This is a genomic window from Neisseria sp. HMSC056A03 (genome assembly GCF_001815685.1).
Lineage (GTDB): Bacteria > Pseudomonadota > Gammaproteobacteria > Burkholderiales > Neisseriaceae > Neisseria > Neisseria subflava.
This window is the reverse complement of record NZ_KV821643.1, coordinates 702-14,945: the sequence shown is the minus strand read 5'-3', so window position 1 is coordinate 14,945 and position 14,244 is coordinate 702. Positions and strand designations below refer to the sequence as shown.

Annotated in this window: 29 protein-coding genes; all 29 read left to right on the top strand. The window is 42.0% G+C overall.

The window, feature by feature from the left end; translation table 11 throughout:
- The first annotated feature begins 47 nt into the window (after positions 1 to 47).
- Positions 48 to 359 (top strand): 30S ribosomal protein S10, encoded by a 312-nt coding sequence (gene rpsJ / locus HMPREF3052_RS09105; RefSeq protein WP_002642322.1) that lies wholly within the window; start codon positions 48 to 50, stop codon positions 357 to 359.
- Between the two features lie 250 nt (positions 360 to 609).
- Positions 610 to 1,254 (top strand): 50S ribosomal protein L3, encoded by a 645-nt coding sequence (rplC, locus tag HMPREF3052_RS09100; protein ID WP_004464584.1) that lies wholly within the window; start codon positions 610 to 612, stop codon positions 1,252 to 1,254.
- A complete protein-coding gene (gene rplD / locus HMPREF3052_RS09095) occupies positions 1,254 to 1,874 on the top strand; it encodes a 50S ribosomal protein L4 (RefSeq protein WP_003684798.1) in 621 nt (206 codons plus the stop codon). The genes rplC and rplD overlap by 1 nt, the downstream gene beginning before the upstream one ends.
- Positions 1,871 to 2,185: a 50S ribosomal protein L23 gene (rplW, locus tag HMPREF3052_RS09090; protein WP_003684762.1), complete on the top strand. Its 315-nt coding sequence runs from the start codon at positions 1,871 to 1,873 to the stop codon at positions 2,183 to 2,185. Before rplD ends, rplW begins: the two co-directional genes overlap by 4 nt.
- A gap of 5 nt (positions 2,186 to 2,190) precedes the next feature.
- Positions 2,191 to 3,024 carry a 50S ribosomal protein L2 gene (gene rplB / locus HMPREF3052_RS09085; RefSeq protein WP_070749583.1) on the top strand — a complete coding sequence of 278 codons (834 nt, stop codon included), beginning with the start codon at positions 2,191 to 2,193 and terminating at the stop codon, positions 3,022 to 3,024.
- Between the two features lie 5 nt (positions 3,025 to 3,029).
- The gene (gene rpsS / locus HMPREF3052_RS09080) at positions 3,030 to 3,308 is read left to right on the top strand and encodes a 30S ribosomal protein S19 (RefSeq protein ID WP_002215422.1); all 279 of its coding nucleotides are present in this window, start codon (positions 3,030 to 3,032) and stop codon (positions 3,306 to 3,308) included.
- 8 nt (positions 3,309 to 3,316) lie between these two features.
- Positions 3,317 to 3,646 (top strand): 50S ribosomal protein L22, encoded by a 330-nt coding sequence (rplV, locus tag HMPREF3052_RS09075; RefSeq protein ID WP_070749582.1) that lies wholly within the window; start codon positions 3,317 to 3,319, stop codon positions 3,644 to 3,646.
- A 9-nt stretch (positions 3,647 to 3,655) separates the two neighbouring features.
- Positions 3,656 to 4,348 carry a 30S ribosomal protein S3 gene (gene rpsC, locus HMPREF3052_RS09070; RefSeq protein ID WP_070749581.1) on the top strand — a complete coding sequence of 231 codons (693 nt, stop codon included), beginning with the start codon at positions 3,656 to 3,658 and terminating at the stop codon, positions 4,346 to 4,348.
- Positions 4,332 to 4,748 (top strand): 50S ribosomal protein L16, encoded by a 417-nt coding sequence (gene rplP / locus HMPREF3052_RS09065; protein ID WP_003684741.1) that lies wholly within the window; start codon positions 4,332 to 4,334, stop codon positions 4,746 to 4,748. Before rpsC ends, rplP begins: the two co-directional genes overlap by 17 nt.
- Entirely contained in the window at positions 4,748 to 4,939 is a 192-nt protein-coding gene (gene rpmC, locus HMPREF3052_RS09060) for a 50S ribosomal protein L29 (RefSeq protein ID WP_070749580.1), read from the top strand. Before rplP ends, rpmC begins: the two co-directional genes overlap by 1 nt.
- A complete protein-coding gene (gene rpsQ, locus HMPREF3052_RS09055; RefSeq protein WP_003684766.1) occupies positions 4,939 to 5,202 on the top strand; it encodes a 30S ribosomal protein S17 in 264 nt (87 codons plus the stop codon). The genes rpmC and rpsQ overlap by 1 nt, the downstream gene beginning before the upstream one ends.
- A gap of 227 nt (positions 5,203 to 5,429) precedes the next feature.
- Complete coding sequence (gene rplN, locus HMPREF3052_RS09050) at positions 5,430 to 5,798, top strand: 50S ribosomal protein L14 (RefSeq protein WP_002215434.1); 369 nt, start codon at positions 5,430 to 5,432, stop codon at positions 5,796 to 5,798.
- Between the two features lie 11 nt (positions 5,799 to 5,809).
- A complete protein-coding gene (gene rplX / locus HMPREF3052_RS09045) occupies positions 5,810 to 6,133 on the top strand; it encodes a 50S ribosomal protein L24 (protein ID WP_070749579.1) in 324 nt (107 codons plus the stop codon).
- A gap of 9 nt (positions 6,134 to 6,142) precedes the next feature.
- A complete protein-coding gene (gene rplE / locus HMPREF3052_RS09040; protein WP_003684750.1) occupies positions 6,143 to 6,682 on the top strand; it encodes a 50S ribosomal protein L5 in 540 nt (179 codons plus the stop codon).
- Between the two features lie 2 nt (positions 6,683 to 6,684).
- Positions 6,685 to 6,990 carry a 30S ribosomal protein S14 gene (gene rpsN / locus HMPREF3052_RS09035; RefSeq protein WP_070749578.1) on the top strand — a complete coding sequence of 102 codons (306 nt, stop codon included), beginning with the start codon at positions 6,685 to 6,687 and terminating at the stop codon, positions 6,988 to 6,990.
- Positions 6,991 to 7,004: 14 nt separating this feature from the next.
- Positions 7,005 to 7,397 carry a 30S ribosomal protein S8 gene (gene rpsH / locus HMPREF3052_RS09030; RefSeq protein WP_003684738.1) on the top strand — a complete coding sequence of 131 codons (393 nt, stop codon included), beginning with the start codon at positions 7,005 to 7,007 and terminating at the stop codon, positions 7,395 to 7,397.
- 13 nt (positions 7,398 to 7,410) lie between these two features.
- Positions 7,411 to 7,944, top strand: coding sequence for a 50S ribosomal protein L6 (gene rplF / locus HMPREF3052_RS09025; protein ID WP_003684811.1), 534 nt, complete (start codon positions 7,411 to 7,413; stop codon positions 7,942 to 7,944).
- A 13-nt stretch (positions 7,945 to 7,957) separates the two neighbouring features.
- Entirely contained in the window at positions 7,958 to 8,311 is a 354-nt protein-coding gene (gene rplR / locus HMPREF3052_RS09020; protein WP_003684709.1) for a 50S ribosomal protein L18, read from the top strand.
- 17 nt (positions 8,312 to 8,328) lie between these two features.
- Entirely contained in the window at positions 8,329 to 8,847 is a 519-nt protein-coding gene (rpsE, locus tag HMPREF3052_RS09015) for a 30S ribosomal protein S5 (RefSeq protein ID WP_003684704.1), read from the top strand.
- Complete coding sequence (gene rpmD / locus HMPREF3052_RS09010; protein ID WP_003684808.1) at positions 8,840 to 9,025, top strand: 50S ribosomal protein L30; 186 nt, start codon at positions 8,840 to 8,842, stop codon at positions 9,023 to 9,025. The genes rpsE and rpmD overlap by 8 nt, the downstream gene beginning before the upstream one ends.
- A gap of 1 nt (position 9,026) precedes the next feature.
- The gene (gene rplO, locus HMPREF3052_RS09005) at positions 9,027 to 9,461 is read left to right on the top strand and encodes a 50S ribosomal protein L15 (protein WP_070749577.1); all 435 of its coding nucleotides are present in this window, start codon (positions 9,027 to 9,029) and stop codon (positions 9,459 to 9,461) included.
- A gap of 13 nt (positions 9,462 to 9,474) precedes the next feature.
- Complete coding sequence (gene secY, locus HMPREF3052_RS09000) at positions 9,475 to 10,788, top strand: preprotein translocase subunit SecY (RefSeq protein ID WP_070749576.1); 1,314 nt, start codon at positions 9,475 to 9,477, stop codon at positions 10,786 to 10,788.
- A gap of 4 nt (positions 10,789 to 10,792) precedes the next feature.
- The gene (infA, locus tag HMPREF3052_RS08995; protein WP_003684714.1) at positions 10,793 to 11,011 is read left to right on the top strand and encodes a translation initiation factor IF-1; all 219 of its coding nucleotides are present in this window, start codon (positions 10,793 to 10,795) and stop codon (positions 11,009 to 11,011) included.
- An 18-nt stretch (positions 11,012 to 11,029) separates the two neighbouring features.
- Positions 11,030 to 11,143 (top strand): 50S ribosomal protein L36, encoded by a 114-nt coding sequence (rpmJ, locus tag HMPREF3052_RS11470; RefSeq protein ID WP_003697674.1) that lies wholly within the window; start codon positions 11,030 to 11,032, stop codon positions 11,141 to 11,143.
- Positions 11,144 to 11,210: 67 nt separating this feature from the next.
- On the top strand, positions 11,211 to 11,573 hold the full coding sequence (gene rpsM, locus HMPREF3052_RS08990) for a 30S ribosomal protein S13 (protein ID WP_003749295.1): 363 nt from the start codon (positions 11,211 to 11,213) through the stop codon (positions 11,571 to 11,573).
- A 19-nt stretch (positions 11,574 to 11,592) separates the two neighbouring features.
- On the top strand, positions 11,593 to 11,988 hold the full coding sequence (gene rpsK, locus HMPREF3052_RS08985; protein WP_002216249.1) for a 30S ribosomal protein S11: 396 nt from the start codon (positions 11,593 to 11,595) through the stop codon (positions 11,986 to 11,988).
- A 19-nt stretch (positions 11,989 to 12,007) separates the two neighbouring features.
- Entirely contained in the window at positions 12,008 to 12,628 is a 621-nt protein-coding gene (rpsD, locus tag HMPREF3052_RS08980) for a 30S ribosomal protein S4 (RefSeq protein WP_003749296.1), read from the top strand.
- Positions 12,629 to 12,653: 25 nt separating this feature from the next.
- Positions 12,654 to 13,640: a DNA-directed RNA polymerase subunit alpha gene (gene rpoA, locus HMPREF3052_RS08975; protein WP_003684706.1), complete on the top strand. Its 987-nt coding sequence runs from the start codon at positions 12,654 to 12,656 to the stop codon at positions 13,638 to 13,640.
- A 24-nt stretch (positions 13,641 to 13,664) separates the two neighbouring features.
- Positions 13,665 to 14,039, top strand: coding sequence for a 50S ribosomal protein L17 (rplQ, locus tag HMPREF3052_RS08970; protein ID WP_070749575.1), 375 nt, complete (start codon positions 13,665 to 13,667; stop codon positions 14,037 to 14,039).
- Positions 14,040 to 14,244 lie beyond the last annotated feature (205 nt).

Below are 14,244 nucleotides of genomic sequence, written 5' to 3'. Positions count from 1 at the left end.
GCGGGTGTGGTTTCTTCTGTAATCGCTTAATTGAGGGATATTGATAAATGGCAAACCAAAAAATCCGTATCCGCCTGAAAGCTTATGATTACAGTCTGATTGACCGTTCCGCACAAGAAATCGTTGAAACTGCCAAACGTACTGGCGCTGTTGTTAAAGGTCCAATTCCTTTGCCAACTAAAATCGAACGTTTCAACATCTTGCGTTCTCCGCACGTGAACAAAACTTCTCGTGAGCAATTGGAAATCCGTACCCACTTGCGTCTGATGGACATCGTGGATTGGACTGACAAAACTACTGATGCACTGATGAAACTGGATCTTCCAGCAGGTGTAGATGTAGAAATTAAAGTTCAATAAGAACTGAAAAACCGAACAGCTTGGCTGTTCGGTTTTTTATAAAATTCTTAGGCCGTCTGAAAATTTTCAGATATTTGGCAACACTTCATCCGAAAAAATGATGGGTTTAAGAAGTTAAATTGAAATTTTTGTTGATATTTCTTTGATTTGTCAATTATAATGGCGGACTTGGTACATCCGTATCAAGTTTAACTTTGTCTGAAAGGCAGGCCAATCGTAGCCCGCCCCTTTACTTAAAAGGAAAATAATCATGACTTTAGGTCTGGTTGGACGCAAAGTTGGTATGACTCGCGTGTTCGACGAACAGGGTGTTTCTGTTCCGGTAACCGTTTTAGATATGTCTGCCAACCGCGTTACACAAGTGAAATCCAAAGATACTGACGGCTACACTGCTGTACAAGTTACCTTTGGTCAGAAAAAAGCTAATCGTGTCAACAAAACTGAAGCCGGTCACTTTGCTAAAGCAGGTGTTGAAGCTGGTCGCGGTTTGGTTGAATTTGCTTTGACTGAAGAAAAACTGGCTGAATTGAAAGCCGGTGATGAAATTACCGTTTCTATGTTTGAAGTTGGTCAATTGGTAGATGTAACCGGTACCTCTAAAGGTAAAGGTTTCTCTGGTACGATCAAACGTCATAACTTCGGTGCTCAACGTACTTCCCATGGTAACTCCCGTTCTCACCGTGTTCCTGGTTCTATCGGTATGGCACAAGACCCTGGTCGCGTGTTCCCTGGTAAACGTATGGCAGGTCAATACGGCAACACTAAAGCAACTGTTCAAAAATTGGAAGTTGTACGTGTTGATGCTGAACGCCAACTCTTGTTGGTTAAAGGTGCTGTTCCTGGTTCGGTTAACAGCGACGTCGTGGTTCGTCCTAGCGTGAAAGTAGGTGCGTAATGGAATTGAAAGTAATTGACGCTAAAGGACAAGTATCTGGCAGCTTGGCTGTTTCTGATGCTTTGTTTGCTCGTGAATACAATGAAGCTCTGGTTCACCAACTGGTTACTGCTTACTTAGCAAATGCCCGTTCTGGTAATCGTGCTCAAAAAACTCGTGCCGAAGTAAACCACTCTACTAAAAAACCATGGCGCCAAAAAGGTACCGGCCGTGCTCGTTCCGGTATGACTTCTTCTCCGCTGTGGCGTAAAGGTGGTCGTGCATTCCCAAACAAACCTGATGAAAACTTCACTCAAAAAGTGAACCGTAAAATGTACCGTGCCGGTATGGCGACTATTTTGTCCCAATTGGCTCGTGATGAACGTTTGTTTGCAATCGAAGCATTGACTGCTGAAACTCCTAAAACTAAAGTTTTTGCTGAACAAGTGAAAAATTTGGGTTTGGAGCAAGTTCTGTTTGTAACTAAACAGCTCGACGAGAATGTTTACTTAGCTTCACGCAACTTGCCTAACGTATTGGTTTTGGAAGCTCAACAAGTTGATCCTTATAGCTTGCTGCGTTACAAAAAAGTCGTTATCACTAAAGATGCAGTTGCACAATTAGAGGAGCAATGGGTATGAATCAACAACGTTTGACTCAAGTAATCTTGGCACCTATCGTTTCTGAAAAAAGCAACGTATTGGCTGAAAAATGTAACCAAATGACGTTTAAAGTTTTGGCAAATGCAACTAAACCTGAAATTAAAGCGGCTGTTGAGCTGCTGTTCGGCGTTCAAGTTGCAGACGTTACTACTGTTACCATTAAAGGTAAAGTTAAACGTTTTGGTCGCACTTTAGGTCGTCGCAGCGATGTTAAAAAGGCTTATGTAAGCTTGGCTGCCGGTCAAGAGTTGGATTTGGAAGCCGCTGCTGCAGCTGCAGATAAGGAATAAACAAAATGGCAATCGTTAAAATGAAGCCGACCTCTGCAGGCCGTCGCGGCATGGTTCGCGTGGTAACAGAAGGTTTGCACAAAGGTGCACCTTATGCACCTCTGCTGGAAAAGAAAAATTCTACTGCCGGTCGTAACAACAATGGTCATATCACTACCCGTCATAAAGGTGGTGGTCATAAACATCATTACCGCGTCGTAGATTTTAAACGTAACAAAGACGGTATCCCTGCAAAAGTAGAGCGTATCGAATATGACCCTAACCGTACTGCATTTATCGCACTGTTGTGCTATGCAGATGGTGAGCGTCGCTACATTATTGCTCCTCGTGATATTCAAGCCGGTGCAGTATTGGTTTCCGGTGCTGAAGCTGCGATCAAAGTAGGTAACACTCTGCCGATCCGCAATATTCCTGTTGGTACAACTATTCACTGTATCGAAATGAAACCAGGTAAAGGTGCACAAATTGCACGTTCTGCTGGTGCTTCTGCGGTATTGCTTGCAAAAGAAGGTGCTTACGCACAGGTTCGTTTGCGTTCTGGCGAAGTACGCAAAATTAGCGTAAATTGCCGTGCAACTATCGGTGAAGTTGGTAACGAAGAACAAAGCCTGAAAAAAATCGGTAAAGCTGGTGCTAACCGCTGGCGTGGTATTCGTCCGACCGTTCGTGGTGTTGTAATGAACCCTGTTGATCACCCACATGGTGGTGGTGAAGGCCGTACTGGTGAGGCTCGCGAACCGGTTAGCCCATGGGGTACTCCTGCTAAGGGCTACCGCACTCGTAATAACAAACGCACGGATAACATGATTGTTCGTCGTCGTTACTCAAATAAAGGTTAATTAGTATGGCTCGTTCATTAAAAAAAGGCCCATATGTAGACCTGCATTTGCTGAAAAAAGTAGATGCTGCTCGTGCAAGCAACGACAAACGCCCAATTAAAACTTGGTCACGTCGTTCTACCATTTTGCCTGATTTCATCGGTCTGACTATCGCTGTTCACAACGGTCGCACTCACGTGCCTGTGTTCATCAGCGATAACATGGTTGGTCATAAATTAGGTGAGTTCTCATTGACCCGTACCTTTAAAGGCCACTTGGCTGATAAAAAGGCTAAAAAGAAATAAGGTGAATCATGAGAGTAAGTGCACAACATAAAAACGCCCGTATTTCAGCTCAAAAAGCTCGTTTGGTAGCTGATTTGATTCGTGGTAAAGACGTTGCCCAAGCTTTGAATATCTTGGCATTCAACCCTAAAAAAGGTGCTGAGCTGATTAAAAAAGTATTGGAATCAGCAATCGCCAATGCCGAGCACAACAATGGTGCCGACATTGACGAACTGAAAGTGGTAACTATCTTTGTTGACAAAGGCCCAAGCTTGAAACGTTTCCAAGCTCGTGCCAAAGGTCGCGGTAACCGCATCGAGAAACAAACTTGTCATATTAACGTGACAGTGGGCAACTAAGGAAAAGCTATGGGACAAAAGATTAACCCTACAGGCTTTCGCCTGGCGGTAACTAAAGACTGGGCTTCAAAATGGTTTGCTAAAAGCACCGACTTTTCTACTGTTTTGAAACAAGATATTGATGTTCGTAACTACTTGCGTAAAAAACTGACTAATGCTTCAGTTGGTCGCGTAGTGATCGAACGTCCTGCTAAATCTGCACGTATTACCATTCACTCTGCTCGTCCAGGTGTGGTTATTGGTAAAAAAGGCGAGGATATCGAAATCTTGAAACGTGACTTGCAAGCTCTGATGGGTGTGCCTGTTCATGTAAATATTGAAGAGATTCGTCGTCCTGAATTGGATGCTCAAATCATTGCTGATGGTATTGCCCAGCAGCTTGAAAAACGTGTTCAATTCCGTCGCGCTATGAAACGTGCAATGCAAAATGCAATGCGTTCTGGTGCTAAAGGCATCAAGATCATGACTTCAGGCCGTCTGAATGGTGCTGATATTGCTCGTAGCGAATGGTACCGTGAAGGTCGTGTACCTTTGCATACTTTGCGTGCGAACGTAGATTATGCAACTAGCGAAGCACACACTACTTATGGTGTACTGGGTCTGAAAGTTTGGGTTTATACAGAAGGTAATATTAAATCTTCTAAACCTGAGCATGAGAAGAAACAAAGAAAGGCAGGTGGACGTAATGCTGCAGCCAACTAGACTGAAATATCGCAAGCAACAAAAAGGCCGTAACACCGGTATTGCTACTCGCGGTAACAAAGTAAGTTTCGGTGAGTTCGGTTTGAAAGCCGTAGGCCGTGGCCGTTTGACTGCCCGCCAAATCGAAGCTGCTCGTCGTACTATGACTCGTCATATTAAACGTGGCGGTCGTATTTGGATTCGTGTATTCCCTGATAAACCAATTACTGAGAAACCTATCCAAGTTCGTATGGGTGGCGGTAAAGGTAATGTGGAATATTACATTGCTGAAGTTAAACCAGGCAAAGTATTGTACGAAATGGACGGTGTTCCTGAGTCTTTGGCTCGTGAAGCATTTGAATTGGCCGCTGCCAAATTGCCTATTCCTACAACCTTTGTAGTAAGACAGGTGGGTCAATAATGAAAGCAAATGAATTGAAAGACAAATCTATTGAGCAATTAAACTCTGATTTGTTGGACTTGTTGAGAGCTCAGTTTGGCTTACGCATGCAAAATGCAACCGGTCAGTTGGGTAAATCAAGCGAGTTGAAACGTGTACGTCGCGATATTGCTCGTATTAAAACCATTTTAACTGAAAAAGGTGCTAAGTAATGAGCGAAGCTAAAAATGTTCGTACTTTGCAAGGCAAAGTGGTAAGCGACAAAATGGACAAAACTGTTACAGTATTGGTTGAGCGTAAAGTTAAACACCCTCTGTACGGTAAAATTATTCGTTTATCAACTAAAATCCATGCTCATGATGAAAACAATCAATATGGCATTGGTGATGTAGTGGTAATTGAGGAATCTCGTCCTTTGTCAAAAACCAAGTCTTGGGTTGTAAAAGAATTGGTTGAGAAAGCGCGTACTGTTTGATTTAAAACACAGTAATGTAGCTTAATAAGAAACGAAGTCTTGCAGCAAAGTTAATTTGCGTGTAAACTTCGTTTCTTATCTTCCAGCTTCTTATGGAAGTTTCTCCCCCTTCGGGATCCAAGACTGGTTTACTAGAACCGTGAAGGTTTCATTTAATAAGCAGCTTAAAGTAAGGTGCGAGTTATATGAAAGTGGTAAATTAAGTTGGTTAATTTAAAGGTACTAATATGATTCAAATGCAGACCATCTTAGATGTGGCTGATAACTCTGGTGCGCGTCGCGTAATGTGCATCAAAGTATTGGGCGGATCTAAGCGTCGCTACGCTTCTGTTGGCGACATTATTAAAGTTGCAGTTAAGGATGCAGCCCCACGTGGTCGTGTCAAAAAAGGTGATGTATACAATGCGGTAGTTGTTCGTACTGCTAAGGGTGTACGTCGTCCTGATGGTGCGTTAATTAAATTCGATAACAATGCTGCTGTGTTGTTGAATAATAAACTTGAACCTCTGGGTACCCGTATTTTTGGTCCGGTAACCCGTGAATTGCGTACTGAGCGATTTATGAAAATCGTTTCATTGGCGCCTGAAGTATTATAAGGAATAGCGCGATGAATAAGATCATTAAAGGCGATCAGGTTGTAGTGATTACCGGTAAAGATAAAGGTAAGCAAGGTCAAGTAGTTCGAGTGTTGGGTGATAAAGTTGTTGTTGAGGGTGTAAATGTTGTGAAACGCCATCAAAAAACTAATCCAATGCGTGGTATTGAGGGTGGTATTATTACTAAAGAAATGCCTTTGGATATTTCTAATATTGCAATCCTGAATCCGGAAACTAATAAAGCAGACCGTGTTGGTATTAAGCTGATTGAAAATGAAGGCAAAGTTAAACGCGTTCGTTTCTTCAAATCAAATGGCTCTATCATTGGAGCATAAGGAGATAACATGGCTCGTTTGAGAGAGTTTTATAAAGATACAGTTGTTCCTGAATTAGTTAAACAATTTGGTTACAAATCAGTAATGGAAGTTCCACGTATTGAAAAAATCACCTTGAATATGGGTGTGGGTGAAGCTGTTGCTGATAAAAAAGTTATGGAGCATGCTGTTTCTGATTTAGAGAAAATTGCTGGTCAAAAACCAGTTGTTACTGTTGCTCGTAAATCTATCGCAGGTTTTAAAATCCGTGATAACTATCCAGTTGGTTGCAAAGTAACATTGCGTCGTGATCAAATGTTTGAATTCTTGGATCGTTTGATTACTATTGCGTTGCCTCGCGTACGTGACTTCCGTGGTGTAAGCGGTAAATCATTTGATGGTCGTGGCAATTACAATATGGGCGTTCGTGAGCAAATTATTTTCCCGGAAATTGAATACGATAAAATCGATGCTTTGCGTGGTTTGAATATTACTATTACAACTACTGCAAAAACTGATGAAGAAGCGAAAGCTTTGTTGTCACTGTTCAAGTTTCCGTTTAAAGGATAATCATGGCTAAGAAAGCACTTATTAATCGTGAGCTGAAACGTCAAGCATTGGCGAAAAAGTTTGCAGCTAAACGTGAGGCAATTTTCGCTGTTATTAATGATGCTAATACGACTGAAGAAGAACGTTTTGAAGCACGTTTGAAATTTCAATCCATTCCTCGTAATGCAGCACCTGTACGTCAACGTCGTCGTTGTGCTTTAACAGGTCGTCCTCGTGGCACTTTCCGTAAATTTGGTTTGGGCCGTATTAAAATCCGTGAAATCGCTATGCGTGGCGAGATCCCTGGTGTTGTTAAAGCTAGCTGGTAATAGGAGTATAAATAATGAGTATGCATGATCCTATTTCCGATATGTTGACTCGTATTCGCAATGCGCAACGTGCTAATAAAGCAGCAGTTGCCATGCCTTCCTCAAAACTGAAATGTGCAATTGCAAAAGTTCTGAAAGAAGAAGGTTATATCGAGGATTTTGCGGTTTCTGCTGATGCAAAACCGGTATTGGAAATTCAATTAAAATACTATGCAGGTCGTCCTGTGATTGAGCAAATTAAACGTGTTTCACGTCCAGGTTTGCGTATTTACAAAGCATCAAGTGAGATCCCTAGCGTAATGAATGGCTTGGGTGTCGCTATTGTTAGTACTTCTAAAGGTGTAATGACTGATCGCAAAGCCCGTTCTGAGGGTGTTGGTGGTGAGTTGTTGTGCATCGTAGCCTAGTGGAGAAAAGTAAATGTCACGCGTCGCAAAAAACCCAGTGACTGTTCCTGCTGGTGTAGAAGTAAAATTCGGAACAGATACATTGGTTATCAAAGGTAAAAACGGTGAATTGTCTTTTCCTTTGCATTCCGATGTTGCTATTGAACTGAACGATGGTAAATTGACTTTTGCTGCAAAAAATGACAGTAAACAGGCTAATGCTATGTCTGGTACTGCTCGTGCATTGGTTAATAACATGGTTAAGGGTGTTTCTGAAGGTTTTGAGAAAAAACTTCAATTGATTGGTGTGGGTTATCGTGCCCAAGCTCAAGGCAAAGTTTTGAACTTGTCTTTGGGTTTCTCTCATCCAATCGTATATGAAATGCCTGAAGGTGTTTCTGTTCAAACTCCTAGCCAAACAGAAATCGTTTTGACTGGTGCAGATAAACAAGTGGTTGGCCAAGTCGCTGCTGAAATTCGCGCATTCCGTTCTCCTGAGCCTTATAAAGGTAAAGGTGTTCGTTATGTGGGTGAAGTAGTAGTGATGAAAGAAGCCAAGAAAAAATAATTGAGGTTCACTAATGGATAAACATACAACCCGACTCCGTCGTGCACGCAAAACCCGTGCGCGTATTGCGGACTTGAAAATGGTAAGATTATGTGTGTTCCGCAGCAATAATCATATTTATGCTCAAGTAATTAGTGCTGAAGGTGATAAAGTATTGGCTCAAGCCTCTACATTGGAAGCTGAAGTACGTAGTAGCCTGAAATCAGGTAGTAACGTTGAAGCAGCAGCTGTAGTTGGTAAGCGTATTGCTGAAAAAGCTAAAGCAGCGGGTGTTGAAAAAGTTGCTTTTGACCGTTCAGGTTTCCAATATCACGGTCGTGTGAAAGCTTTGGCTGAAGCCGCACGTGAAAATGGTTTAAGCTTCTAATATTTGGAGACTTTCAGATGGCAAAACATGAAATTGAAGAACGCGGTGACGGACTGATTGAAAAGATGGTCGCAGTTAATCGTGTGACTAAAGTAGTTAAAGGTGGCCGTATCATGGCTTTCTCTGCACTGACTGTTGTTGGTGATGGTGATGGTCGCATCGGTATGGGCAAAGGTAAATCAAAAGAAGTACCAGTTGCTGTTCAAAAAGCAATGGATCAAGCTCGACGCTCTATGATTAAAGTACCTTTGAAAAATGGTACTATTCATCATGAGGTTATTGGTCGTCATGGTGCTACTAAGGTATTTATGCAACCTGCTAAAGAAGGTAGTGGTGTAAAAGCTGGTGGTCCAATGCGTTTAGTATTTGATGCTATGGGGATCCATAACATCTCAGCTAAAGTACATGGTTCTACTAATCCTTACAATATTGTACGCGCTACATTAGACGGTTTGTCTAAACTGTATACCCCTGCTGATATTGCTGCTAAACGTGGCTTGACAGTAGAAGATATTTTGGGAGCTAACCATGACTGAGCAAAAAAAGATTAAAGTTACATTGGTTAAGAGCCTGATCGGTACAATTGAATCTCATCGTGCATGTGCTCGTGGTTTAGGTTTGCGCCGCCGTGAACATACTGTAGAGGTTTTGGATACCCCTGAAAACCGTGGCATGATCAATAAAATCAGCTACTTGTTGAAAGTGGAGTCTTAATATGTTTTTGAATACTATTCAACCTGCTGAGGGTGCTACTCACACTAGCCGTCGTGTAGGCCGTGGTATTGGTAGCGGCTTGGGTAAGACAGGTGGTCGTGGTCATAAAGGTCAAAAAAGCCGTTCTGGTGGCTTCCACAAGGTAGGTTTTGAAGGCGGTCAAATGCCTTTGCAACGCCGTCTGCCGAAACGTGGTTTCAAATCTTTGACTGCTGCCGCTAATGCTGAAGTTCGTTTGAGTGAATTAAATCTGATTGCTGTGAACGAGATTGATGTCTTAGTTCTTAAACAAGCTGGTCTGATTCCTGCAACTGCTTCTAATGTAAAAGTTATTGCTTCTGGTGAAATCTCAAAAGCAGTTACCTTAAAAGGTGTAAAAGCTACTAAAGGTGCTAAAGCTGCTATTGAAGCTGCCGGTGGTAAAGTAGAAGAATAAGGCTTGCACTACAGTGGCTAATCAACAATCTTTATCAGGATTATCCAAATTTGGTGATCTGAAAAAACGTCTGGTGTTCCTTTTAGGTGCTTTAGTCGTTTTCCGTATTGGTGCTCATATACCGGTACCGGGCGTAGATGCTGTTGCATTAGCTAAGTTATACGAAGGCGCTGCAAACGGCATATTCGGAATGTTAAATATGTTCTCGGGTGGTTCGTTGGAGCGCTTTAGTATATTTGCAATTGGTATCATGCCTTATATTTCGGCATCGATTATTGTTCAGCTCGCTTCTGAAATTGTTCCTTCTTTAAAAGCTTTAAAGAAGGAAGGTGAGGCTGGTAGGAAAATAATTACGAAATATACTAGGTATGGGACGGTATTATTGGCTGTATTGCAAAGCTTTGGTGTTGCAACATTTGTTTATCAACAAGGTGTTGTTGTAACGAGTTCGCTTGAGTTTCATATTTCTACAGTAGTCTGTTTGGTTACAGGTACTATGTTTCTGATGTGGTTAGGGGAGCAAATTACCGAGCGTGGTATTGGTAATGGTATTTCTTTAATCATTACAGCAGGCATTGTATCGGGTATCCCATCCGGTATTGTTCGGTTGTTAACTTTGACTGAACAAGGTTCCATGAGTATGTTGATGGCAGTATCAATTGTGATTGGTATTTTGCTGTTGATCTATGCTGTAGTGTATTTTGAGAGTGCTCAGCGTAAAGTTCCTGTGCATTATGCTAAAAGACAGTTTGGTTCTGGGATGATGCCGGGACAAAGCATTCATATGCCGTTCAAGCTAAATATGGCGGGTGTTATTCCTCCTATTTTTGCTTCCAGTATCATTTTATTTCCATCTACACTTTTAGGTTGGTTTGGTTTAAATAGTACGAATTCTGTTCTTCATAAGGTTGCTGCAATGCTGCAACACGGACAGCCTTTGTATATTGTATTATTTGCTACAACTATCATCTTCTTCTGCTATTTCTATACTGCTTTAGTGTTTAGCCCTAAAGAGATGGCTGAAAATTTGAAGAAGAGTGGTGCATTTGTGCCGGGTATTCGCCCAGGTGAGCAAACCTCTAGATATTTGGAAAAAGTTGTACTGAGACTGACATTATTTGGTGCTTTGTATATCACTATAATCTGTCTGATACCTGAATTTTTAACGACAGCATTGAAGGTTCCTTTCTATTTAGGTGGAACATCTTTGCTTATTTTGGTTGTCGTTACAATGGATTTTAGGACACAAATCAATTCATATCGAATGAGTAGTCAGTATGAAGACTTGATGAGTCGTCCAGATATGAAATCTTTGTCACGTAAGTAGGCTTATGGCTAAAGAAGATACCATACAGATGCAGGGCGAAATCCTTGAGACTTTGCCCAATGCAACATTTAAAGTAAAACTGGAAAATGATCATGTAGTACTTGGTCATATATCTGGCAAAATGCGGATGCACTATATCCGTATTTCTCCAGGTGATAAGGTAACAGTTGAATTAACTCCTTATGATTTAACCCGTGCTCGGATTGTTTTCCGAGCAAGATAAACGATAAAAGGAAATAAAATGCGTGTACAACCTTCTGTAAAGAAAATTTGTCGCAATTGCAAGATTATTCGTCGTAATCGTGTAGTTCGCGTAATTTGTACTGACCCACGTCACAAACAACGTCAAGGTTAAGAAGCTAGTTTTCTTAACTATTGATTTTGTGGTATAGTGACATACTTTGCCCTAAAAAGGAAAAAATATGGCTCGTATTGCAGGGGTAAATATCCCTAATAATGCCCATATCGTAATTGGCCTTCAGGCTATTTATGGTATTGGTGCGACTCGTGCTAAATTGATTTGTGAGGCAGCAAATATTGCTCCTACTACTAAAGCAAAAGATTTGGACGAGGCTCAATTAGACGCTTTGCGTGAGCAAGTTGCTAAATATGAAGTTGAAGGCGATTTGCGTCGTGAAGTAACGATGAGCATTAAACGACTGATGGATATGGGTTGCTATCGCGGCTTCCGTCATCGTCGTGGCTTGCCTTGTCGTGGTCAACGCACTCGCACAAATGCTCGTACCCGTAAAGGTCCGCGCAAAGCGATTGCCGGTAAGAAATAAATTTTAAGGAATTTGATTAATGGCTAAAGCAAACACAGCTTCGCGTGTACGTAAAAAAGTACGTAAAACCGTAAGCGAAGGTATTGTGCACGTTCATGCATCTTTCAATAATACCATCATTACAATCACTGACCGTCAAGGCAATGCATTGTCTTGGGCTACCTCTGGCGGCGCTGGTTTTAAAGGTTCTCGTAAAAGTACACCATTTGCAGCACAAGTTGCAGCAGAAGCAGCTGGTAAAGTTGCCCAAGAGTATGGCGTTAAAAATTTAGAAGTTCGCATTAAAGGCCCTGGCCCTGGTCGCGAATCTTCTGTACGTGCTTTAAACGCTCTTGGTTTCAAAATTACCAGCATTACTGACGTTACCCCGTTGCCTCATAACGGTTGCCGTCCGCCTAAAAAACGTCGTATTTAATATTGGAGTGATTTAAAACATGGCACGTTATATTGGCCCTAAATGTAAATTAGCACGTCGCGAAGGTACGGATCTGTTTTTGAAGAGTGCACGTCGCTCTTTGGATTCCAAATGTAAAATGGATTCTGCACCTGGTCAGCACGGTGCGAAAAAACCACGTTTGTCAGACTACGGTTTGCAATTGCGTGAAAAACAAAAAATCCGTCGTATTTATGGCGTATTAGAGCGTCAATTCCGTCGTTACTTCGCGGAAGCAGATCGTCGTAAAGGCTCTACCGGTGAATTGCTGCTGCAATTGCTGGAGTCTCGTTTGGATAATGTCGTTTACCGTATGGGTTTTGGCTCTACTCGCGCTGAAGCACGTCAATTGGTTTCTCACAAAGCTATCGTCGTAAACGGTCAAGTTGTTAATATCCCTTCTTTCCAAGTTAAAGCAGGTGATGTTGTAGCTGTTCGTGAAAAAGCTAAGAAACAAGTACGTATCCAAGAAGCATTGAGCCTGGCTACTCAAATTGGCTTGCCAAGCTGGGTATCTGTTGATGCCGATAAATTGGAAGGCGTATTCAAAAATATGCCGGATCGCTCAGAATTGTCTGGCGATATTAATGAACAGCTGGTGGTAGAGTTCTACTCTAAATAATGCTAGCTCAATGAGGGACAGTTAAATGCAAAATAGCACAACCGAATTTTTGAAACCTCGTCAAATCGATGTAGATACCTTGTCTTCCACTCGGGCCAAGGTGTCTATGCAGCCATTTGAACGTGGTTTTGGTCATACTTTAGGTAATGCTTTGCGTCGTATCTTACTGTCATCCATGAATGGCTTTGCCCCAACTGAAGTAGTTATTTCCGGCGTATTGCACGAATACTCTACTATTGATGGTGTTCAAGAGGATGTTGTTGACGTTCTCTTGAACATTAAAGGTATCGTATTCAAGCTTCACGGTCGTAATCAAGTTCAGTTGACTTTGAAAAAAACAGGTGCCGGTGCTGTTGTAGCTGGTGATATTGATTTGCCACACGATGTGGAAATCATCAATCCTGAACATGTTATTTGCCACTTGGCTGACAATGGCCAAATCGACATGGAAATTAAAGTAGAGCAAGGTCGTGGTTATCAATCTGTTTCAGGCCGTCGCGTATTGCGTGATGAGAATAAACAGATTGGTGCGATTCAGTTGGATGCGAGCTTTTCGCCCATCAGTCGTGTTAGCTTTGAAGTTGAACCTGCACGCGTAGAGCAACGCACGGATTTGGATAAATTGGTTTTGGATATTGAAACCAATGGTTCTATTGATCCGGAAGAAGCTGTACGTAGTGCCGCACGTATCTTAATTGACCAAATGTCTATTTTTGCAGATCTGCAAGGTACTCCGGTTGAAGAGGTTGAAGAAAAAGCGCCTCCTATCGATCCTATCTTGCTGCGTCCTGTAGATGATTTGGAATTAACCGTACGTTCAGCTAATTGTCTGAAAGCTGAAGATATTTACTATATTGGCGATTTGATTCAACGTACTGAAACCGAGCTTCTCAAGACCCCTAATTTGGGTCGTAAATCTTTGAATGAGATCAAAGAAGTGTTGGCCTCTAAAGGTCTGACATTAGGTTCCAAATTAGAAGCTTGGCCGCCTGTAGGCTTAGAAAAGCCGTAAGTTTGAAGATTAAAGGATAATGACATGCGTCATCGTAATGGCAACCGCAAATTAAACCGTACTAGCAGCCACCGTGCTGCGATGCTGCGCAATATGGCGAATTCCTTGTTGACTCACGAAACCATCGTGACAACTTTGCCTAAAGCAAAAGAATTGCGCCGCGTAGTTGAGCCCTTGATTACCTTGGGTAAAAAACCTTCTTTGGCAAACCGTCGTTTGGCTTTTGACCGCACTCGCGATCGTGATGTTGTAGTTAAATTGTTTAACGAATTGGGTCCACGCTTTGCTGCTCGTAACGGCGGCTATGTTCGTGTACTGAAATACGGTTTCCGTAAAGGCGACAATGCTCCTTTGGCATTGGTTGAATTGGTTGATAAAGCAGCTGATTCTGCTGAATAAGCAAATTAATATGAAAGCACTACCTGTTTAGGTGGTGCTTTTTTATTTGGATGGCCCCTTTCTCATTTCGCAGTGCTACAATTCGGCGATGCAGTACATATTAGGCCGGGCAGTTGTAGCTCCCTTTCTCATTTCGCAGTGCTACAATATAGTAACTATTAGTTACACGCTTTTTAATGTTGTAGCTCCCTTTCTCATTTCGCAG